21 protein-coding genes are annotated in these 19681 nt (G+C 54.7%); 11 read left to right on the plus strand and 10 right to left on the minus strand.

The annotated features are described in order from the left end of the window. Window positions 1-134 precede the first annotated feature (134 nt). Genes DS901_RS03255 through argF form a run of 3 tightly spaced genes read left to right on the plus strand, consistent with a single transcriptional unit; the run spans window position 135 to window position 2735 of the window. Complete coding sequence (locus DS901_RS03255; RefSeq protein WP_113775789.1) at window positions 135-1316, plus strand: aspartate aminotransferase family protein; 1182 nt, start codon at window positions 135-137, stop codon at window positions 1314-1316. Then, a complete protein-coding gene (locus DS901_RS03260) occupies window positions 1309-1791 on the plus strand; it encodes a GNAT family N-acetyltransferase (protein WP_113775499.1) in 483 nt (160 codons plus the stop codon). Before DS901_RS03255 ends, DS901_RS03260 begins: the two co-directional genes overlap by 8 nt. A 38-nt stretch (window positions 1792-1829) precedes the next feature. Next, on the plus strand, window positions 1830-2735 hold the full coding sequence (gene argF, locus DS901_RS03265) for an ornithine carbamoyltransferase (RefSeq protein ID WP_113775500.1): 906 nt from the start codon (window positions 1830-1832) through the stop codon (window positions 2733-2735). Window positions 2736-2782: 47 nt separating this feature from the next. Here argF and DS901_RS03270 read toward each other — a convergent pair whose 3' ends face one another. From DS901_RS03270 to meaB, 7 genes are all read right to left on the minus strand, one after another. After that, the gene (locus DS901_RS03270) at window positions 2783-3208 is read right to left on the minus strand and encodes a GlcG/HbpS family heme-binding protein (protein ID WP_113775501.1); all 426 of its coding nucleotides are present in this window, start codon (window positions 3206-3208) and stop codon (window positions 2783-2785) included. A gap of 69 nt (window positions 3209-3277) precedes the next feature. Continuing rightward, window positions 3278-4759 (minus strand): inorganic phosphate transporter, encoded by a 1482-nt coding sequence (locus DS901_RS03275; RefSeq protein WP_113775502.1) that lies wholly within the window; start codon window positions 4757-4759, stop codon window positions 3278-3280. Window positions 4760-4820: 61 nt separating this feature from the next. Next, the gene (locus tag DS901_RS03280) at window positions 4821-5261 is read right to left on the minus strand and encodes an NUDIX hydrolase (RefSeq protein WP_258546639.1); all 441 of its coding nucleotides are present in this window, start codon (window positions 5259-5261) and stop codon (window positions 4821-4823) included. 107 nt (window positions 5262-5368) lie between these two features. Further along, window positions 5369-7774, minus strand: coding sequence for an ATP-dependent helicase HrpB (gene hrpB, locus DS901_RS03285; RefSeq protein ID WP_113775504.1), 2406 nt, complete (start codon window positions 7772-7774; stop codon window positions 5369-5371). A 155-nt stretch (window positions 7775-7929) separates the two neighbouring features. After that, a complete protein-coding gene (rpmB, locus tag DS901_RS03290; RefSeq protein WP_113775790.1) occupies window positions 7930-8214 on the minus strand; it encodes a 50S ribosomal protein L28 in 285 nt (94 codons plus the stop codon). 154 nt (window positions 8215-8368) lie between these two features. Next, complete coding sequence (locus tag DS901_RS03295) at window positions 8369-9010, minus strand: phytanoyl-CoA dioxygenase family protein (protein WP_181820749.1); 642 nt, start codon at window positions 9008-9010, stop codon at window positions 8369-8371. A gap of 1 nt (window position 9011) precedes the next feature. After that, complete coding sequence (meaB, locus tag DS901_RS03300; RefSeq protein ID WP_113775506.1) at window positions 9012-10010, minus strand: methylmalonyl Co-A mutase-associated GTPase MeaB; 999 nt, start codon at window positions 10008-10010, stop codon at window positions 9012-9014. A 148-nt stretch (window positions 10011-10158) separates the two neighbouring features. Here meaB and DS901_RS03305 point away from each other — a divergent pair, with 148 nt between their 5' ends. Next, on the plus strand, window positions 10159-10839 hold the full coding sequence (locus tag DS901_RS03305) for a metalloprotease (RefSeq protein WP_113775507.1): 681 nt from the start codon (window positions 10159-10161) through the stop codon (window positions 10837-10839). 233 nt (window positions 10840-11072) lie between these two features. Here the strand turns inward: DS901_RS03305 and DS901_RS03310 are convergent, their stop codons facing one another. Together DS901_RS03310 and DS901_RS03315 are read right to left on the minus strand one after the other, a co-directional pair. After that, window positions 11073-12098, minus strand: a complete 1026-nt coding sequence (locus DS901_RS03310) for an SEL1-like repeat protein (RefSeq protein WP_113775508.1) — start codon at window positions 12096-12098, stop codon at window positions 11073-11075. A gap of 387 nt (window positions 12099-12485) precedes the next feature. Beyond that, complete coding sequence (locus tag DS901_RS03315; RefSeq protein WP_113775509.1) at window positions 12486-12821, minus strand: arginine transporter; 336 nt, start codon at window positions 12819-12821, stop codon at window positions 12486-12488. A 488-nt stretch (window positions 12822-13309) separates the two neighbouring features. Between DS901_RS03315 and DS901_RS03320 the strand changes: the two genes are divergently transcribed. The 6 genes from DS901_RS03320 to DS901_RS03340 all read left to right on the plus strand — a co-directional run bounded on the left by DS901_RS03320 (window position 13310) and on the right by DS901_RS03340 (window position 18779). Further along, the gene (locus DS901_RS03320; RefSeq protein ID WP_147249839.1) at window positions 13310-13738 is read left to right on the plus strand and encodes a hypothetical protein; all 429 of its coding nucleotides are present in this window, start codon (window positions 13310-13312) and stop codon (window positions 13736-13738) included. Next, window positions 13735-13893, plus strand: a complete 159-nt coding sequence (locus DS901_RS18650) for a hypothetical protein (RefSeq protein WP_181820750.1) — start codon at window positions 13735-13737, stop codon at window positions 13891-13893. The genes DS901_RS03320 and DS901_RS18650 overlap by 4 nt, the downstream gene beginning before the upstream one ends. A gap of 284 nt (window positions 13894-14177) precedes the next feature. Beyond that, the gene (locus DS901_RS03325) at window positions 14178-15755 is read left to right on the plus strand and encodes a DUF4034 domain-containing protein (protein ID WP_113775511.1); all 1578 of its coding nucleotides are present in this window, start codon (window positions 14178-14180) and stop codon (window positions 15753-15755) included. An 85-nt stretch (window positions 15756-15840) separates the two neighbouring features. Further along, window positions 15841-17640 carry a translation elongation factor 4 gene (gene lepA, locus DS901_RS03330; RefSeq protein WP_113775512.1) on the plus strand — a complete coding sequence of 600 codons (1800 nt, stop codon included), beginning with the start codon at window positions 15841-15843 and terminating at the stop codon, window positions 17638-17640. 81 nt (window positions 17641-17721) lie between these two features. Beyond that, window positions 17722-18381 carry a hypothetical protein gene (locus DS901_RS03335; protein WP_147249840.1) on the plus strand — a complete coding sequence of 220 codons (660 nt, stop codon included), beginning with the start codon at window positions 17722-17724 and terminating at the stop codon, window positions 18379-18381. 209 nt (window positions 18382-18590) lie between these two features. Beyond that, entirely contained in the window at window positions 18591-18779 is a 189-nt protein-coding gene (locus DS901_RS03340) for a CTP synthetase (RefSeq protein ID WP_113775514.1), read from the plus strand. Window positions 18780-18826: 47 nt separating this feature from the next. On the opposite strand, the gene DS901_RS03345 is transcribed toward DS901_RS03340, so the two are convergent. Continuing rightward, on the minus strand, window positions 18827-18967 hold the full coding sequence (locus tag DS901_RS03345; RefSeq protein WP_113775791.1) for an entericidin A/B family lipoprotein: 141 nt from the start codon (window positions 18965-18967) through the stop codon (window positions 18827-18829). Between the two features lie 120 nt (window positions 18968-19087). Between DS901_RS03345 and DS901_RS03350 the strand changes: the two genes are divergently transcribed. Next, window positions 19088-19597, plus strand: a complete 510-nt coding sequence (locus tag DS901_RS03350) for an alkylphosphonate utilization protein (protein ID WP_113775515.1) — start codon at window positions 19088-19090, stop codon at window positions 19595-19597. The last annotated feature ends 84 nt before the right edge of the window (window positions 19598-19681 follow it).

A 19681-nucleotide genomic window follows, 5' to 3' on the forward strand; every position in this document is an offset into this window, starting at 1 on the left:
AGACTGATTTGACATATGTAAGCCGACGCCGACGCTAATTTGCGCCGCCTATTGTCACGTCTTCTTTTAACTCCTCAACATTGACACTTGGCCCTTGGTCTGCACCAATTGGCCTATTGATAAGGATGATCGCCATGATCGCGTCTATTTTGCCAACTTATTCTCGTGCCCCGCTGACATTCGTGTCTGGCGAAGGGTCTTGGTTGACGGAGCAAGACGGTCGCCGATTTTTGGATTTGGGCGCTGGTATTGCCGTCAATGCGCTGGGTCATGCCAACCCGGCCTTGGTCGAGGCGCTGACCACACAGGCCCAATCTATCTGGCATCTTTCGAACCTCTATAACATTCCTGCCCAACAAAAACTGGCGGATGCATTGGTCGATGCGACCTTTGCGGATACGGTGTTTTTTACCAATTCTGGCACCGAAGCCTGCGAATTGGCCGTGAAAATGGCCCGCAAATATTGGTTTGATAAAGATCAGCCTGATCGGGTCGAAATTATCACCTTTTCTGGATCGTTTCACGGTCGCTCAAGCGCTGGGATCGCCGCTGCTGGGTCAGAAAAAATGACCAAAGGGTTTGGGCCTTTGTTGCCCGGATTTACCCACTTGGAATTTGGTGACATGGCTGCGCTGGAATCCGCTATAAATGACACAACCGCCGCCGTCATGATCGAGCCCGTGCAGGGTGAGGGCGGTATTCGCCCCGTGCCTGACTCCGATTTGAAGGCGATGCGCGAACTATGCGATGCGCATGGGGCCTTGCTAATCTTTGATGAGGTGCAATGCGGAATGGGCCGGACAGGCAGGTTATTTGCACATGAATGGGCCGGGGTGACCCCTGACATCATGATGGTTGCCAAGGGCATCGGTGGCGGCTTCCCGTTGGGCGCTGTGCTGGCAACGGAAAACGCCGCATCAGGCATGACGGCGGGCACGCATGGATCCACCTATGGCGGCAACCCGTTGGCCTGCGCCGTCGGCGCAAAGGTGATGGAGATCGTAGCGGACGACGTGTTTTTGGCCGAAGTGAGCCGCAAAGCAGGGTATTTTCGCCAAAAGCTTGAAGGTCTCGTTGCGGCCCACCCAGATGTTTTCGAAGAGGTGCGCGGTACGGGCCTGATGCTGGGGCTGAAATGCAAAGCAGTGAACATGGATGTTGTGAATGCAGGCTATGCACAGGGCGTCTTGACCGTTCCCGCTGCGGATAATGTGATCCGTCTGTTGCCTGCGCTGACGATCACCGATGCTGATATCGCGGATGCCGTTGACAAGCTTGACGCTGCCGCGGCACAGTTGAAGGGAGCCAATGCGTAATTACGATTTCCGCCTGTTAACCAAGGACGACCTAAGCCTACTTCGCCGCTGGTTCAACACAGCGCATGTTAGGGCATGGTGGCCCGACGCTGACAGGCAAATCGCACACATTACAGACGACATGAAAAATCCCAATATCAACATGCATATCGTCGGATTGTCACATATCCCATTTGCCTTTGTCAGCGATTTTGATGCGGGCACATCGGGCCGGACGGAATTCACTGATTTGCCAGTTGGGACGCGCGCAATGGAGACATTCGTTGGCGATGCCGATTTCTTGGGGCCGGGTCATGCGACCGGGTTCATCGAAGCATGGGTGCGCAAACTGCGTCTCAAAAGTACGCTTGTTGCGGTGGGACCGAATACGACCGATACACGCGCGATCGCAATCTACCGACAGGCTGGATTTCATAACCGACGCCTCGCGCCTACGCGCGATGGCAAACTTGTTCAGGTGATGACACACCTTTGACTGACTGGCCGAAGGGCCCAACAAATAAAGCGAAACTTATGACGCATTTTCTTGATATCCACACGACACCCGCGGAAGACCTGCATGAAATTATCCGCAATGGCCGCGCCATCAAAGATGCGCGCAAAGGCCAGCCAAAAGGCACACTTGACGCGGATCAACCGCTGGCGAACCATATGGTCGCCCTGATTTTTGAAAAACCGTCCACGCGGACCCGTGTGTCGTTTGACGTGGGCGTGCGCCAAATGGGCGGGCAGACAATGGTGTTGTCGGGCAATGATATGCAGCTTGGGCACGGCGAAACGATTGCCGATACTGCGCGGGTGTTGTCACGCTACGTCGATATGATCATGATCCGCACGTTCGAAGAACAAACGCTGATGGAAATGGCCGAATATGCCAGCGTTCCCGTGATCAATGGGCTGACCAACCGCACACACCCCTGCCAGATCATGGCCGACATCATGACGTTCGAAGAACATAATGGGCCGATCAAAGGCAAAAAGGTTGTCTGGTCGGGTGATGGCAATAACGTGTTCACGAGCTTTGCACATGCGGCCAAGCAGTTCGATTTTGATCTGGTATTCACGGGGCCAGAGCCGCTTGACCCAGAAGAGGCGGTATCAGGGCTTTATACAACTGAACGCGACCCAGATAAGGCCGTGCAGGGGGCGGACTTGATCGTGACCGATACGTGGGTTTCCATGCATGATCCGCAGTCAGCACGTGAACGCCGTCACAACCAGTTACGTGGCTATCAGGTGAACGACGCGTTGATGGCCAAGGCTAAAGATGATGCATTGTTCATGCATTGCCTGCCCGCGCACCGCGATGACGAAGCCACAAGTAGCGTCATGGACGGCAAAAATTCAGTGATCTTCGACGAAGCCGAAAACCGGCTACATGCGCAAAAAGCGATCATGCGCTACTGCGTCGGAAAATAAAGAACTTCGGGGCGGGAAACCGCCCCGTTCCGATTTCTAACGATCAGCTATTTCAGAGTGTCGGTGAAAGCGGTGACACCGGCCGTTGCCACTTCTAGATCCTGCGCAGGCGATCCGGAGCTGACGCCAATGCCACCAACGACGGCGTCGTTCACTAAAACCGGGAGCCCGCCGCCAATCGCAACCATCCGTCCGCCCAAAGTCGACGAAATGCCGTATGCGGGCTGACCGGGCTGGTTGACTTCACCAAGAATGTGGGTGCCTTTCCGAATGCCGATCGCAGTAAAACTCTTGTCGATGGCAAGCTGAATGCTGGTGACCTTGCTATCATCCATCCGTTCAAACGCGATCAGATTGCCGCTTTCGTCGGTGACCGCAATGCACATCGGCACATTGATTTCTTGTGCTTTGGCGCGCGCGCCAGCAATCAATACATAGGCTTCATCGATGCTTAGGCGGTTAATGGTAAGCACTGTGGTCTCCTTAGTGGAACCGCGCAGGTTTTGCGTGGCTCGTAAAGTTGGATTGGGCAATATCTAAGATCATACAAAAGCGGCGTGAAGCCCCAAGAAAATAACCGCAGACATAAAGGCGGCTGCGGGCACCGTGATGACCCAGGCCGCGATGATTGTCATAAAGTGTGACCGACGGACCAGTTTTCGGCGGCGCCGTTCTTCGGGGGCGATCCGTTTGGCTTCGGGGCGCTTTGCCGCAGATGTCCGCTTGCGCCGCTCTGTATGCCATTCACGGTAGAACCCAACGCCAAATACGCCGCCCACGGCGATATGCGTGGATGATACAGGTAAACCCAGCCAGCTGGCGATGATCACAGTGATCGCGGCCGACAACGCCACACAATAGGCGCGCATCGGGTTCAGCTTGGTGATTTGGCTGCCCACCATACGGATCAGCTTTGGGCCAAATAGGATCAGCCCGAATGAAATCCCAAAGGCCCCGATGACCATGACCCAAGTTGGAATATCAACCTTGCCCGCGAAGGTGCCAAAGCTTTCAGCGTGCACGATCGCCGCGAGTGGGCCGACGGCGTTTGCGACATCGTTGGCCCCGTGGGCAAATGAAAGCAGGGCAGCGGATAGGATCAATGGGATTTTAAAGAGCACTTTCAGCGATTTGTTTCGGTTCTCAAGTCCTTCGGATTGGCGACGGACAAGCGGGGTTGAAAGCGCATAGATTGCCGCCGCTAAAACAAACCCGATGATACAGGCTGTTAGTAGGTCAACCGTGATGATCCGCTTGAGCCCTTTCATGGCCAAATACATCGCGAACACACCGCCCATGATCCCGATCAGAACAGGCACCCAGCGGCGCGCGGCTGCGATTTTGTCGTCTTGGTAGATGATTGCGACTTTGATAAAGGCAAGGAAGGCAGCAGCGATTACACCGCCCAGCACCGGCGAAATCACCCAGCTTGCCGCAATCGCCCCCATTGTCGGCCAGTTCACCGCAGCAAATCCCGCGGCGGCAACCCCGGCGCCCATCACGCCCCCGACGACAGAATGGGTCGTGGACACGGGCGCACCGACCCAAGTTGCCAAATTCACCCAAAGCGCCGAGGAAATCAGCGCGGCCATCATCGCCCAAATAAAGACTTCGCTGCTTGCGACGCTTTGCGGATCAATGATCCCTTTCGAAATGGTCGACACGACGTCGCCCCCGGCAAGCAAAGCGCCCGCACTTTCGCAAAGTGCCGCGATCACGATCGCCCCGCCCATTGTCAAAGCGTTTGCGCCAACCGCAGGCCCCATATTGTTGGCAACATCATTCGCACCGATATTCACGGCCATATAGGCACCGAACGCTGCCGCAGCGATCACGACGTAAGATGTTGAAGCACCGCCGAAAAATAGCGTGCTTGCGAGCGCGGCAACGATGATAAATGCAAGTGAGATGCCCAAGCCAACCAGCGGCCGACTGACGTATTGGTTCGCGTATTCAACAGCACCAATGCGACCAAGATCGCGATCAAGCGTCTTCCATTGGTTGTTTGGTTCGAAATCAGGCATCACGGTCCCCCACTGTGAATTGGGATCGGGGTAAACATTTTGCGTCAATGTCACAATATATTTATGAAAAGATGCCTTGGGGTGCAAAGCTTTCGATAACTTGCTTCAGGCCGGGGTCCTCGACAAGTTCAGCCGCCCGCGCGGGAGACGCCCAAATGCGGTCGCGACGTTTGGCTTCGGGGTAGTCGTCCGATATTTTTTTGACTTTCAGCGGAAATACTTTGACTTCGCAGGGAACTACAGATCCGTTGTCGAACCGCTTTTTTCCTAAAAACGACTGTACTCCGGCGGAACCAACAGAGGTTTTTTTAACGCCGCCTTCTTCCCAAGCTTCTTGTTGTGCGGCTTCGCTTGCGGTGAGCCCGTCGATGGGCCAGCCTTTGGGCAGGATCCAACGACCGCTAGAACTGCTGACAAGCAATACCTCTGTACCCGCGTCACCTTCGCGGTGACAGAGCGCGGCGACCTGCAATGCGGGCGGACGTTTAATGAGCGGACGCAAGGCGCCCCGCCAAAAACTATTCAACATAGAAATCATATTGTGCCTGACAATCGTCTTATATTATTAATAATTTTCTAACACGATATGATTCGGAATGCAAATTAGGTTCATGTGCCCCGCGGTTTTGCGCGCAATGTTGGGTCCGCATGGGTGGGATCTTCGGGCCACGGGTGGCGCGGATACCGCCCGCGCATATCACGGCGCACGTCCGCATATGACGTCGCCCAAAATCCGACAATATCTTGCGTGACCTGCACCGGTTTTTGTCCCGGTGACAACAGCGTGACGCGCAGCGGCGTTTGCCCAACTTTCGGATGCGTGGTGACCCCAAACATTTCTTGCAAGCGCAAGGTGATCCCCGGCGTGTCCCCATCGTAATCAATCGGAATTTTACGGCCCAACGGCGTGGTGAAATGCGCAGGTGCGGCTTGGTCGAGCCGTTGTGTTTGTTGCCAGTCCAGCATTGCGCGCAAGGCAGGGAGCAGGTCAAACCCCTTCCAATCCCCAGCAGAACGCACGCCGTTGAGATGTGGCAAAAGCCAGGTTTCCAGATCGCCTAACAGCGCTGCGTCATCCATTGCCGGCAGATCGTCCAGCAAAGCTACACGTGCCCGAAACCGGTTCGCCGCAGCACTTGGCCGCAATCCCAATTGCCGGATCCCATCAAGCATTGCCTGCGCCACGGCGTCATCTGGGGCCTCCGCCCAATTGCGATCATCCAAGACCAACGCGCCAAACCGTTCTTGCCTGCGCGTCAAAACCCGATTTTCGCGCCGCGACCAAAGGCAGAGGTCGGCCCAAGCGATCTGGTCGCCAAACACGTCACGCAATTCGCTTTCGGTGATCGTCACCGCTTGCCTGACGCGCGCTTCGCGGGTGTCGCCATCGAGATCAGTTGCCACGATCAGCCGTTGTCCTGCCAGAGGATCGCTCGCGTCTAAAATAGCGCCCTTGCCGCCTGAAAGCACATAGCGCGGGTCGTCGCCCTTGCGTCGCAATCCCACGCGGTCGGGATAAGCCAGGGCCGCCATCGCGGAAAGCGACATGGGTGGGGATTGGGGCAGCCCTTTGGACAGGCGCGGAATTTCAGATTTGATCTGGGCAAGCGCTGCGTGGTTCACTTGCCCCGGCCCGTCATAGCGCCCGCGCAACGCAGAGATACGCAGAGATAGATCGCTGGGTGCGCCGCGCAGTGGGTCACGGACGGCCAAAAGGGCCGCGAGCGGGGCGGCTTGGAGGCCAGCGATCTGCAACATATGTGCAAGGCGTGGGTGCAAGGGCAGCGCGGCCAATGCGCGCCCGTGGGCGGTTATCCGAAGATCGTCATCCAATGCGCCAAGGCTTTGTAGTAGTGCGCGCGCTTCGGCCAAGGCCCCAGCAGGCGGCGGGGTAAGAAACAGCAGATCATCGCTGCCCCATGATGCGATTTCAAGCGCGAGGCTGGCAAGATCTGCCGCCTCAATCTCGGCTGGGGCAAAAGCAGGAAACGCCCCTTCTTCGCCTTTGGTCCATAGGCAATAGGCGTCACCGGGGGCAACCCGGCCGGCGCGACCGGCGCGCTGTGTGGCCTCAGCCCGGCTGACCCGTTCGGTCACGAGCCGTGACATGCCTGATCCGGGGTCAAACCGGGCACGTCGCGCGCGGCCTGCGTCCACGACCACGCGAATGTCTTGGATCGTGAGCGAGGTTTCCGCGATAGAGGTCGCAAGCACAATCTTGCGTCCAGTTGCAACAGGGGCGATAGCGGCGCGTTGGTCCTTGAACGGCAGCGCCCCATAAAGCGGGCGAATGTGGCAATCAGCTGGCAAGCGCCCGGCAAGGTTCTGCGCGACCCGTCTAATTTCGCCTTCTCCGGGCAGAAAGACCAGAACGCCACCTTTGGTTTTTGAAATGGCATCTACGATTAAATCGGCGGTGGCGGGCTCAGGCCGCGTGCCCTTGGGCAAGGACTTAGGCAGGTGATGGGTGGTGACCGGGTAAGAGCGGCCTTCGGACGTGATCACAGGCGCATCGTCAAGCATTGCGGCGACGGGCCCCGCGTCCAATGTCGCGGACATGACGACCACAATCAGGTCAGTGCGTAAGATTTGACGGGCCTCCCAAGCGAGCGCAAGCCCAAGGTCGGCGTTCAGCGAGCGTTCGTGGAATTCATCAAAGATAATCGCGCCTATGCCCGCTAGGTCGGGGTCGGTTTGGATCATCCTGCTCAGGATGCCTTCGGTCACAACCTCGATCTTACTGCCGGGCTTACTGTCGCCGCGCATGCGGTAACCCACGGATGCACCAGGCTTTTCACCCAACCCCTCTGCAAGCCGATCTGCGGCGGCGCGCACGGCAAGACGACGTGGTTCAAGCATAATGATTTTACCAGGCGTGACGGCGGCTTCTAAGATCGCGAGTGGGACGCGGGTGGTTTTGCCGGCGCCCGGAGGCGCTTGCAAAACGGCACAACCCTGCGCGCGGATCGCGGCAATCAGGTCTGGCAGGATAGGATCAATAGGGAGCGCGGTCATAGACAGGTGTTTGGGGCATGTGTCCGGACCATGCAAGAGGGGTGGGTCAAGACCCACCCTACGGGCGTAGGGTGGATTTCAATCCACCTTTGTCCATAGAAAAACCCGGGCACCTCGCGGTACCCGGGTTTTTCATCAATCTGCAAAGAGGTCGCTTAAGCAGCAGTTGCTTTGGTGATTTCTTTTTTCACTTTCAGCGCATCGGCTGACAGTTCAACGTCTTTGGCTTTCGCCATGAATGCGTCCAGACCACCACGGTGGTCTACGGTGCGCAAAGCAGCGTTAGAGATTTTGAATTTGAACGAACGGCCAAGCACGTCAGACTGCAGGGTTACGTCCTGCAGGTTTGGCAAGAACCGACGGCGGGTACGGTTTTTAGCGTGGCTTACGTTGTTGCCCGACATCGGGCCTTTTCCGGTCAATTCGCAACGGCGCGACATGGGCGTGTTCCTTGTCTTGTGGACGGCTCCAATCCAAATGGTTGGGCGTCCGGTCATAGGGTGATGGCCCTGCCAAAACAGGGACGTGAATAAGATCAGCGCGAAATAGGCGGATTCCTTTGGCCCGTCAACCCGATTTGCCGCCGATGGGCGATCAATTTGCCCAACGGAGCGGTGCTGGCAGTGCAGTCGCGGCATAGTCGAGCCGAAATACCCGCCTTGCCGTGGGGCTTGGGGCCGCAAGCGACCGGTGCAAGGTTAACATCGGAAGAATCAAAATATCGCCGCGCGCCGCGCTGCATATCTGCGTCGGATAGCCCTTGGCGACCTGCGCCGCCATATCAGATTTTACAATGCCGGCCTTGTGGCTGCCGTTCGCGATTTCCATCGCGCCCCTATCTGCATCCGTGTCATCCATATGCACCCGCACAAAAAGCATACGTGTTAATAGCTTAAGCGGTGGTTCGCAGTGCCAAGCCCCGTGTTTTTGCGACCAACTTTGAAACCCGGGCACATCGTGCCTGTCTTGTATGGCGATCACCCGGTCTTGGTGCCAGGGCAAAGCCCAGTTTGTCTGGGCGGTCTTATTAAACGCAAGCGCATGTACAGGGCGCATCTTTGCTGCGACTTGTTGAATTTGCGCATCCACAGGGGACAGCGCAGCCAGTAGGCGTGCATCCAATGCGAGCCGGTTTCCGGGCCGATGGGCACCGTCGAAAAACGGATCGAGCCCGCGCAGAGCCTCTTGGCTTAAGGCACCGCGCAGCCAGATCGGGGCGTCAATAACGCTGTCCATATTACGGCAATCGCGCTGCGCGGACGCTTGCAAGAACCACCTCTGCCGCGACTGTTGGCGTGGCTTTGCCTGCGCGTACATCGTTTTGGGCGCGTTGCATTTGGGCTTTGGTCGCGGGGTCGTCGATCAAAAGCTGGAGCAATCCTTGATGCACATCTTCGGTGAACCAGTAGCTGGCTTGGTCTTGGCGTGTTTGTTCCCAAATGCCGTTGTCGCGCCGCCAATCCACAAGGGTTTGCATCTCTTGCCACGCGGTCTCTAACCCGATGGTTTCAAGCGCGGAAACGGTCATTGCCTTGGGAAACCCATCGGGGTCTTGCGGGCGTTTGCGCAGCAGCCGCAAGGCGCCAGCGTAATCTGCGCAGGTCCGGGTGGCTTGTGGTTTCAGATCACCGTCGGCTTTGTTCACCAAAATCACATCAGCCATTTCCATGATGCCGCGTTTGACCCCTTGCAATTCATCCCCGCCCGCAGGTGCAAGAAGCAGCAAGAACAGGTCCGACATCTGTGCGACGACGGTTTCAGATTGGCCAACGCCCACGGTTTCAATCAGCACGATGTCATATCCGGCGGCTTCGCACAGCGCGACGGCCTCGCGGGTGCGGCGGGCGACGCCACCCAATTGGGTCTGGCTGGGGGACGGGCGGATAAACGCATTGGGATCGCGCGCCAGAAAATCCATCCGGGTTTTGTCGCCCAAGATCGATCCGCCGGATCGCGCAGACGATGGATCAACTGCCAAGACAGCGACACGCAATCCCTGTCCGGTCAACATCAGCCCAAAGCTTTCGATGAAGGTCGATTTACCGACGCCCGGCGTGCCAGACAGGCCGATCCGCAAGGCCTGGCGATCCGTGCCAAGCCGGGACAAAAGATCAAGCGCTTGGGCGCGGTGGTCGCTGCGTCCGCTTTCAACCAAGGTAATCGCGCGGGCGAGGGCGCGGCGTTGTCCTGCGCGGACCCCATCTGCAAGTGCGGCGATATCAATGTTTTTGTTCATTCCGTATTCATATCGGGCCGGAGATGGCTGTCCAGTGTGCAAGGCAAACTTATTCGCCAGTGCGCCGCTTGGCCGCGATCAATAGATGTTGCGGTGCACGGTCGTTTTGTGTTGAAGCTAACGAGATAAAAACCAAGGCCGGATTGATATGTTTGCCAATGACACTGTGATATTTGAATTCAGAGGCCCGTTTGGGGTGAGGGTTGAGGTCGGGCAATCTCTAGGGATGTTGTTGCTGTTTCTTGTGGTGTTCTCCGGAGGCGATATTGTTCGCAGTCTGATTTTCGCGGCCATGCTGGTTACCGCTATCTTTTTGCATGAATTCGGGCATGCGATCGGCTGTATTGTGCAGGGCGTGCCTGTGCGCCGTGTGATGATTAATGGTGGTGGCGGATTTTGCGAACCCGCGCGATCCCCAACACGGTATCAAAGTGAATTGATCGTTGCGATGGGGCCGCTGGTGAACCTTGCGCTTTGGGCGCTGTGTTCACTGGGGGCCAAAATGATTTGGTCCGGCGATACCTACCCATCGCAAGCGATGATGATCATCGCGGGCTATCTGATGCAATTCGCGTTTTTGAACCTCGTCTTGTTTATTTTTAATATGATGCCTGTGCAGCCATTGGACGGGGGCAAGTTACTGCATCTCTTTTTGTTGCGGTTTTTGCGGCCGGGTACAGCGCATCGTGCAACAGGTGGGATTGGCCTTGTGGTTGCTGTCGCATGGATTCCCGCGATGATTATTGCCTACACGACGTTCGGTTGGGTGCTGTTTTTCATGCCCTCGATCATCGGACATTACCGGATGGCCAAGGGGCAACTGTCGTGACGCGGCGGGTTTTCTGGAACCCGTCAACAGGTGCGATCCTGCAAGCCTGAACTCAGGCGTCAAACATGTACCCTTATTGCGTCCGTTCGTTATACGAGTTGCCAAGGTCAACTGAGCGGACTTTGCCGCCCTTCGCTGCATCTGCACTAGCCACCCTGCGACCTACCTTGGTGATCACGTGAAGTATGTTCCATTGCAATTAATTTCGGGTTGATAAGCGTCGATATCAGGCACTAACCGCAATCCCGATAATCTGCTTCAATACAAATGCTGGCCCGTCGTTTTGCATGAGAGATGTCTTCAGGAGACATCAAATTTTCAAGAGTTTCTAAATCCGCGGCAACATTTTCCTTGCCGCGTAAGCTCGCGATGTTCAACCACATATAGGCAGTGACATAGTTTCGCTCAACACCGTAGCCATTCGCGTACATCAAACCCAAATTGTGTTGAGCAATCAAATAGTCTCGTTCTGCAGTCAATCGGAACCATCTGACCGCTTCGGCATAGTCACGCTCGACACCGTGGCTATTTACGTACATGATACCGAGGCTGATTTGCGCTTGCCCATGACCTTGCTCGGCAGCCAGTCGGAACCATCTGACCGCCTTTGCGTCGTCTTGCTCAACACCTTGCCCATTCCGGTACATCAGACCTAATGATAGTTGCGCACCATCATCGCCTTGTTCAGCCGCCAACCGATACCATTTGACCGCTTCAGCAAAGTCTTGTTCAACGCCTTCGTTTCTCGCATACATCGAACCGAGTAAAGATTGAGCAGTTGCCAAGCCTTGTTCTGCAGCCAATAAGTACCATTTGACCGCTTCAGCAGGATCGCTCCCGCTCCATACACCATCACTCCCATACATTATGCCGAGGTGTAACTGTGCTTCAGCGTGCCCTTGTTCTGCAGCCAGCCGATACCACCTGACTGCTTCCGAAAAGTCTAACCGTACACGTTGGGCGTTCGAGTATACCTCACCAAGGTTAAACTGAGCATTTGGATCGCCTTGATCTGCAGCCAGCAAGAACCATTTGCGCGCTTCGACGTAGTCCCGTTCTGCCCCTTGGCCGTTCGCGTACATCTCACCGACACGCACTTGTGCAAGTGCATCGCCTTGCTCTGCTAGGGCTAGAAACGCTGGTAATGCGCCAACAAAGTCACCTTCATCGTACGCTTCGATGGCATGAGTGTAGCTCTGTGCAATTCCAAAAGAAGGGGTGAGCAATGCCATCATGGCGATGCTGCGCACAAAATTCATGATTAGTTCTCCTTGGCATATTTGAACTCTTACTATCCACTCATAGTGGCTAAATTCTGATCAAACCAATGTCTTCTTAGCTGGCACCATTGAACAAAGCGCTTAATGCGGTCGTCGGACGCTGGATCGACCCGTATGCTCGAACAACAACACGGCCAATGACTGGTTTGGGGAAACGTTCACAACCGCAGAATTACGCCAACCCTTTATCGTCAGCTTCGGACGGACGGCAGATTTGCGCAACTTGTGGCCGTTAATGCGCTGCGCAGCATCGGGCATTTTGGGCTCGTTGCCGCCATTCGCTACGTTGTGCATGAACGTCCGGGTCTTGTTGTTGACGTGTGCCTGACCTGTGTGGCACGGGTATTGTCGAAGGTGCAGCACGGGCTATGCGACAGGCACACAAATCTGGCCAGCCAATTCTGTAAAGCTTTTGTAGCGCAGCCAGAAGGCTTCGGAACTGGGGTCGTCAGACTGTCGGGTGTCTTGCGCCAATTGCGGTTCGGAAAAGAACTCAGCCGCACGCGACTGGTCACGCCCGCTCAACGTTTGGTTGGCCACGCTTTGTACGCAGCCACACAGCTCAGGAGACGCCGCCGAACGATTGGCCGCCTGACAAGCATTTGAGATTTGACCTGTTGCACTTGGCACACCACTACTACGACCGCCGCCGCCACATGATGCCATGCCAACCAACGCGCCGATGACCAAAATATACCGCATATTGCCTCTCTCTGGCCGCTGTCTGCGCAGACGGTCCGACTGATACTGCTCCTGGCGCGGATTATGGCGGGGGAAGGCGCGCGATGCAATTGGGGAATGTGGAAAGAAATTATTGCGTCATTACTCAGTTGTGTTCAACACTGTCAGTGTTGAGAGACGTTTTGTTTATTAATTCAGGTTATCATTGTGAAATTATTCCAATTCCCACACCCCGAAACGCCGCATTGGGCGACTGTCCGTAATAAAACCCGCAACAGCGGACTAACGTCTGTGTGCTACGTTGATGATGAAACTGTATTATGTGCGGACTTCAACGAAAAAAACTGTATTTTTGGTCGATGTTTCTGGCGAGGATATGGTGATCTTAGACCAACATCCTACACAGATTTCTGACGGGACATCTGTCCAAACAGATTTGATGGATATTTTGGGCGACCGATTTGGTGTGAGCAACTTCTATCAAGGCTCATTTAGTTTGTTTCGACTTGTTGAAAAAAATTCGATTCGAACAAGAGTTCAACCACAACGACTATAAGGGACTTCATGGCGTACGGTTTGTGCCGGGCGCAGATGATCTGGTTTGGCTGACCTATTGCGGCAATAAAAACAGCTGTCATCAGGTGTTTGACCTGACAACAGGATCGGTTTTGCGCCATTTTGAAACGGATCAACAATGCCAAGATGTTGCGTTCTTGGGTGATAAGGCTGCTGTTTTTGCCCGTAATGACCACATCAAAGGTGGCAAAAGCAAAGCACATATCCTGAGCAAGAAATGGAAGATGTTTGCCACGGCATATGTTTATCAAATCCCTGAAGACTTGCACAGCGACGCTCCTGTTTTCTTGTCACGCTGGAAGGGGAATATCGATGCGGTCAAAGCCTATGGCGACCATGGCTATCGGCGAACCAATTCTTGAACCGGATTGATGTGTTCTCGCTGTCTGAGCAGTCAGAGTTGACACTTGTGCGGCATATTGAGGGTTTCAGCATGCCACATGGGTTGGATATACGCGATGACAGGTTGGTTGTCACAAATTACAAAGACCAAACACTGCGCTTGCTGTCGATCTAAACTCGCGGCGTAAAACCTTGCAATCGAACATTCTGATAATCAGTGCGCGTGTGTGATCATACAGTCGGGTAGCCGAGATCACGTGAAACCTAGTCCGATCAAGGCAACTCAACGTGATGGTTCTGTTTGGAACAAGCGTTCACTGTGAAAACAACTACGTAGCAATAGGTGAAATTACTCGCTCCGCTCTAGGTGCGGCTCCTTTTTGGCGTTTTTGTGGAAACTTTATCTTGCTTGAGTTGAGTGCCCATGTTCAATTTTCCGAAATTGTATAGGATTCTAGGATGCGTCTATTTTTCGTATTGGGTTTATTTCTGTTCCAGCCCATGTCCACTTGGGGCGCTGTCACACCTGAAGCCCTACGCGAAATGGCGTATGCTGGTGATATCGACGGTGCCGAAGCCGCGCTTGCGCAGGCACATGCCGAAAGCTTGGATGGGACTATCTCATATGATGACTTACGTCGGCTTGTGACAACTCTCATTGTGACGCACCCTGACGTGATCGATTTTGTCGAAGCGTGGTTGGTGAAATATCCGGATTCACCTTACGCACAGACTTTACGTGTCTTTCAGATGCAAGATACAGCGTGGAGAGTGCGAGGACATAATTTCGTGTCAGGTACGCACCCTGATGCCCTTAATGCGTTTCGTGATTTGCAATATCGCGGAATGAGCCTTGCGCTTGAAGCCTACGCAACCGCACCTGATTATGTGCCAGCCTCGGACGCGGTGTTTAGCCATCAAACGACAACCAAACGTCTCGACTGGGACGCTTTCAATATTATCGTTGACGATGTCATGACTGTGACCCCGAACCGGGGATCTCTTAGCCGCGTTTCTCGGCTCACAGAACGGCGATGGGGCGGGATTGGACCGCGTGGTGTTGAGAGCTTATGCGAACAATATGCGGCACAACTAGTGGATGTAGATCGTTACACAACAGATATTTGTATCGTAAGTTTGATTTACGGGAATAGCCCATCGGATGAGGCGATCGCATTCGCTGAGCGGCGCTTCGAAAGAATCCCCTTGGGTGATCGTGAACATCCCAACCTGCTGCGCGCGCGGCTGTATCGTGCAGCAGGAACGGGCCGATCCGACGATGAAGAACTGGTCATGTCTTATCTGGCATGGGTGCCATTGACCGATCGTCAATTTGCGACCCATCTGGCCTATCGATTACAACCCGGCGATCATGTACAAGAGCAGTTGCTTGCGCTTGACGCACGATGGCAGGCTGAGGCGCTCGATGGCATTGCACATGATCCCTACAGTCTTGATTTTATAGATGTCTTGTTGCGAAGTTACCGCCTGCCGATCTCGCATACTGTCTACTTTGAAGATGCGCAGCTTGCGCTTTTGACAAAGCGTCGGGCCGCAGCGACATTGTATGACGCCAGTGCGTGGGCTGCGGCCGCGGATCATCTGGATGAGGGGCTTGCGTATGAAAACCCTGGACTCGCTGACCCGTATTTTGTCAACGCCATCGTCTATGGTGACCATAGTGTCTATCATTTGGGCCGTATGATCTGGTTTAAGACTGATGCCTATGCGTTCCACGAACTTGTAATAGCGCATGGCATGGAACCATCTTTAACAGACGAACAGGTCGTGTCAGAGTTATTATGTCCGACTGCACGTTTGGATCGCCTGTTCCAGGCAGCCTGCACTTCCGAACCCGATGCTGAATTTGCGTGCGCCGAATTGGAGGTAGTTGCCTCCTCCTATCAATCTGTCATGACACATATACGTACAACGGGCCTGTGCCACCACGAACGTAATGCGCCTATTGAGGAACTCTTGTTCGAACCGATGCGGCCAGATATGGCGGACCTTCATGTGGGGATAGCAAATAGGTAGGGCAGGCGTTACACCGCAATCCCCTTGCAAAACCCGTGTTCTTTGGCCATTGACAGGTTCAAACTTTGCACAGGGCTTTCCCTTCATGACTGATCTCGATCACATCCGTAACTTTTCAATCGTTGCGCATATTGACCACGGTAAATCCACGCTTGCGGATCGGCTGATCCAAGAGACAAATACCGTGGCTGAGCGCGATATGAAGGCGCAGATGCTCGACAGTATGGATATTGAGCGCGAGCGTGGAATTACCATTAAGGCCAACACGGTGCGCATCGATTACACCGCGCAAAACGGTGAATCTTATGTGCTGAACCTGATCGACACCCCCGGCCACGTCGATTTCGCCTATGAGGTATCGCGGTCTATGCGCGCGGTTGAAGGATCGCTTTTGGTCGTGGACAGTACCCAAGGGGTCGAGGCGCAGACGCTGGCCAATGTGTATCACGCGATTGATGCGGACCACGAAATCGTGCCGGTGCTGAACAAGATCGACCTGCCCGCATCAGAATGCGATCAGGTTGCAGCGCAGATCGAAGACGTCATTGGGATCGACGCGTCCGAGGCGATCCGCGTGTCGGCCAAAACCGGCGAGGGCATTGTTGAGACGCTTGAATCTATCGTCCACAAGCTGCCCGCGCCGACAGGCGACCGCGATGCCCCGCTCAAGGCGATGCTGGTCGACAGTTGGTACGACAGTTATTTGGGCGTGATCGTGCTGGTGCGGATCATCGATGGCACCATGAAAAAAGGCGACCGGGTCAAATTTTTGTCAAACGGCACCGTGCATGGGATCGATAAAATCGGCGTGTTTCGCCCGCAAATGCAAGATGTGGCTGATCTGGGTCCGGGCGAGATCGGGTTTATCACCGCGTCCATCAAGCAGGTGCGCGACACCCGCGTTGGTGACACGATCACCTCGGAAAAGAAGGGCACCGAAGATGCGCTGCCAGGCTTTAAACCCGCGCAACCGGTTGTGTTCTGCGGGCTGTTCCCTGTGGATAGCGCCGAATTCGAAGACCTGCGCGATGCGATTGAAAAGCTGGCGCTGAATGACGCGTCGTTTAGTTTTGAGATGGAAACATCGGCCGCGCTGGGCTTTGGCTTTCGGTGCGGGTTCTTGGGGCTGTTGCACCTTGAGGTGATCCGCGACCGGATTGAACGCGAATATAATATTGAGCTGATCACAACTGCACCGTCGGTTGTCTATCACGTCTATATGCGCGACGGCGAAATGATCGACCTGCACAACCCCGCCGATATGCCCGACCTGACCCATGTGGACCATGTTGAGGAACCGCGGATCAAAGCGACGATCCTTGTGCCGGATGATTATCTGGGTGACGTGCTGAAACTCTGCCAAGACCGCCGCGGCGTGCAGTTGGACCTGACCTATGCGGGCTCCCGCGCGATGGTGGTCTATGATCTGCCGCTGAACGAGGTCGTGTTTGATTTCTACGACCGTCTGAAATCGGTGACCAAGGGCTACGCGTCGTTCGATTACCAAATGACCGGCTATCAGCAGGATAATCTGGTGAAAATGTCCGTGCTGGTAAATGATGAACCCGTTGATGCGCTGTCGATGATGGTGCACCGCGACCGCGCGGAACAGCGGGGCCGGGCGATGGTTGAAAAGCTCAAAGACCTGATCCCGCGCCACATGTTCAAAATCCCGATCCAAGCGGCCATCGGCGGCAAAGTCATCGCCCGCGAAACCCTATCTGCCCTGCGCAAAGACGTGACCGCCAAATGCTACGGCGGCGACGCATCACGTAAACGCAAACTGCTGGATAAGCAGAAGGCGGGTAAGAAAAAGATGCGGCAGTTTGGGAAAGTGGATATTCCGCAAGAGGCGTTTATTTCCGCGCTTAAAATGGACAGCTAAAAGCTGGCCATTTTGGCGCGCGTGCGGGAAAGCGATTGGCGTAGCCAATGGCGGCCGCACTCGGTTGTGATGGAGCGTATCGTGAACAGCAAACGAAAACAGGAAAAGCCAACAATCGCTGATATTCAGCAAAGGTTAGAGCGAGAGTTTGACCGTCTTATCAGTGATTTAGCGTTCTGTGGGGAATTTTTGTCACGGGATTATCTACGTCTTCCTAAAGCGAATGAATATGACAAAGCTATCGTATCAGCGAACCAAATTTATCATTCTTGTGAAGAGTGCGCGGTTATAACCACCGCGCGGCTCTGGGATGAACGTGGCGACGAAATGTCACTTTGCAAGGTAAAGAGAGAGCATGCCTCAATACTGGGCGAACAGTCAAAGCTGACGAGTTCTTTCGTTGAGAGATGGTATAAAAATTATGATGATCTTTTTTTATCTGATATTAAAAACAGCTTACTTGTCTACCGAGATGAAGAACTTGGACACAATCTAATAGATTCAGGCAAGCGCCGTAAGTCCGAAAAATTGCGCGACTTAGGCACCCAAGGCGAGCGAAGTTTTAATGCCAAAAATGGTCAAATTTTAGACTACTGTGAAAAGTCTGCGCGTTTGCTATTTATGACCGTCGCTACATTTGAGAAGGCTCGGTGGCCTATAGAAGAATGGGAGGCTCAGTTTGCGAAGGTTATGTCTGAAAATCGAGAGTTTCACGGGTGTTTGCTAGAAAAGCTTAAATGAGTCTCGGACTGTTCCTTCATCAGTTAGGAAGACCGTCATGCCAAATCTCTGATTTGGCAGCGCCCGAACCGCCCCCACGGGGCGGGCGCTTCGCTTCCTGCCCCACGGGGCGGGCGCGGAGTTCTGGATTGACCTCTTGACCCAAATCAAAGCCCCTGCACCCTGTCGCTGCTAGTCTCCACCCAGAAACAACCCTTTCGGAGATCATTATGCTGCGTCTTGCGTCCACGCTTTATTCCATCATCGGCACCAGCCTTGCGGGTAGTTTGATTATTGCGGCGCTGGTCTTGGGCTATGATACGGCGATGCCGATTATTGTTGCGGCGGTTGTGGGGGCGGTGCTTGGCCTGCCTGTCAGCTATTTCGTCGCCCGTGCGATTACCCAAAATATCAAATAAAAAGGCCCCACATAAGTGGAGCCCCTTTGTGCCATGCGTGGCGGTGTTTACATATCGTTTTGCACGTCTTGGCTTTCTTCCGTCAGCGCGTCGCCCGCATTGGAAATGTCTTGGCCTGCGCCCTGTACGGTTTCACAAGCTGACAATGTGAACACCGCGATGGCGAGAGGAATAAGAATCTTATGCATGTGAATGTCCTTTGCGGTTTTATCTGTGTCTGGTGAATGAACGTGTCGCACCGCAATTGGTTCCCGTGATTTTGACATTTCCGCTTCACAGGGTGAAATCGGGGGCGTAAGAGGTTGGGTATGATATGCCCCCTTTGCCAAACCCAAGGTGTTACCTTGCAGTCTTTCCCCGTCACCGGCGGCCCTGACGACGGCGTGACCGTTGATATTTGCGACGCCTGCATCGCGCAGTTGGACGCGCCCGAGGAAGCCCATTTTCGCGGGCTGGCTAGCAGCATGTGGTCCGAAGACCCCGCGATTGCCGTGCTTGCCGCGCGCACGCTGGTAAAGATCGGGACGCCATGGGCGCTTGATCTGGCGGATCAACAATATTTGGACGATGAAACGCGGGCGTGGGCCGATAATGTCGCTGCTGTCAGCGCCCATAAGGACGCGCATGGTGCGACCTTGAACGCGGGCGATACGGTTGTTTTGATCAAAGACCTGCCTGTGAAAGGCGCTGGGTTCACCGCCAAACGCGGCACGGCTGTGCGCGGGATTTCATTGGTTGCCGAAAATCCGGCGCACATCGAAGGCCGCGTTGAAGGCCAACGCATTGTGATCCTGACGGAATTTGTGAAAAAGAAATAGCGACGGAAACGCCACGCCCGCGCGTATCAGACCCATCAACCGATGGAGCTGCGCGATGTATTATCTACCACATGTTTTTATCGC

Origin of the sequence: Loktanella sp. D2R18 (assembly GCF_003318235.1) — a bacterium.
GTDB lineage: Bacteria > Pseudomonadota > Alphaproteobacteria > Rhodobacterales > Rhodobacteraceae > Yoonia.

What these genes read in the sequence shown, in the direction of transcription:
- DS901_RS03255 (WP_113775789.1), top strand. Translation starts at nt 135, where the DNA reads ATGATCGCGTCTATTTTGCCAACTTATTCTCGTGCCCCGCTGACATTC.
- DS901_RS03260 (WP_113775499.1), top strand. Translation starts at nt 1,309, where the DNA reads ATGCGTAATTACGATTTCCGCCTGTTAACCAAGGACGACCTAAGCCTA.
- argF (WP_113775500.1), top strand. Translation starts at nt 1,830, where the DNA reads ATGACGCATTTTCTTGATATCCACACGACACCCGCGGAAGACCTGCAT.
- DS901_RS03275 (WP_113775502.1), bottom strand. Translation starts at nt 4,759, where the DNA reads ATGCCTGATTTCGAACCAAACAACCAATGGAAGACGCTTGATCGCGAT.
- hrpB (WP_113775504.1), bottom strand. Translation starts at nt 7,774, where the DNA reads ATGACCGCGCTCCCTATTGATCCTATCCTGCCAGACCTGATTGCCGCG.
- rpmB (WP_113775790.1), bottom strand. Translation starts at nt 8,214, where the DNA reads ATGTCGCGCCGTTGCGAATTGACCGGAAAAGGCCCGATGTCGGGCAAC.
- DS901_RS03295 (WP_181820749.1), bottom strand. Translation starts at nt 9,010, where the DNA reads ATGGACAGCGTTATTGACGCCCCGATCTGGCTGCGCGGTGCCTTAAGC.
- meaB (WP_113775506.1), bottom strand. Translation starts at nt 10,010, where the DNA reads ATGAACAAAAACATTGATATCGCCGCACTTGCAGATGGGGTCCGCGCA.
- DS901_RS03305 (WP_113775507.1), top strand. Translation starts at nt 10,159, where the DNA reads ATGTTTGCCAATGACACTGTGATATTTGAATTCAGAGGCCCGTTTGGG.
- DS901_RS03310 (WP_113775508.1), bottom strand. Translation starts at nt 12,098, where the DNA reads ATGAATTTTGTGCGCAGCATCGCCATGATGGCATTGCTCACCCCTTCT.
- DS901_RS03315 (WP_113775509.1), bottom strand. Translation starts at nt 12,821, where the DNA reads ATGCGGTATATTTTGGTCATCGGCGCGTTGGTTGGCATGGCATCATGT.
- DS901_RS03325 (WP_113775511.1), top strand. Translation starts at nt 14,178, where the DNA reads ATGCGTCTATTTTTCGTATTGGGTTTATTTCTGTTCCAGCCCATGTCC.
- lepA (WP_113775512.1), top strand. Translation starts at nt 15,841, where the DNA reads ATGACTGATCTCGATCACATCCGTAACTTTTCAATCGTTGCGCATATT.
- DS901_RS03340 (WP_113775514.1), top strand. Translation starts at nt 18,591, where the DNA reads ATGCTGCGTCTTGCGTCCACGCTTTATTCCATCATCGGCACCAGCCTT.
- DS901_RS03345 (WP_113775791.1), bottom strand. Translation starts at nt 18,967, where the DNA reads ATGCATAAGATTCTTATTCCTCTCGCCATCGCGGTGTTCACATTGTCA.
- DS901_RS03350 (WP_113775515.1), top strand. Translation starts at nt 19,088, where the DNA reads ATGATATGCCCCCTTTGCCAAACCCAAGGTGTTACCTTGCAGTCTTTC.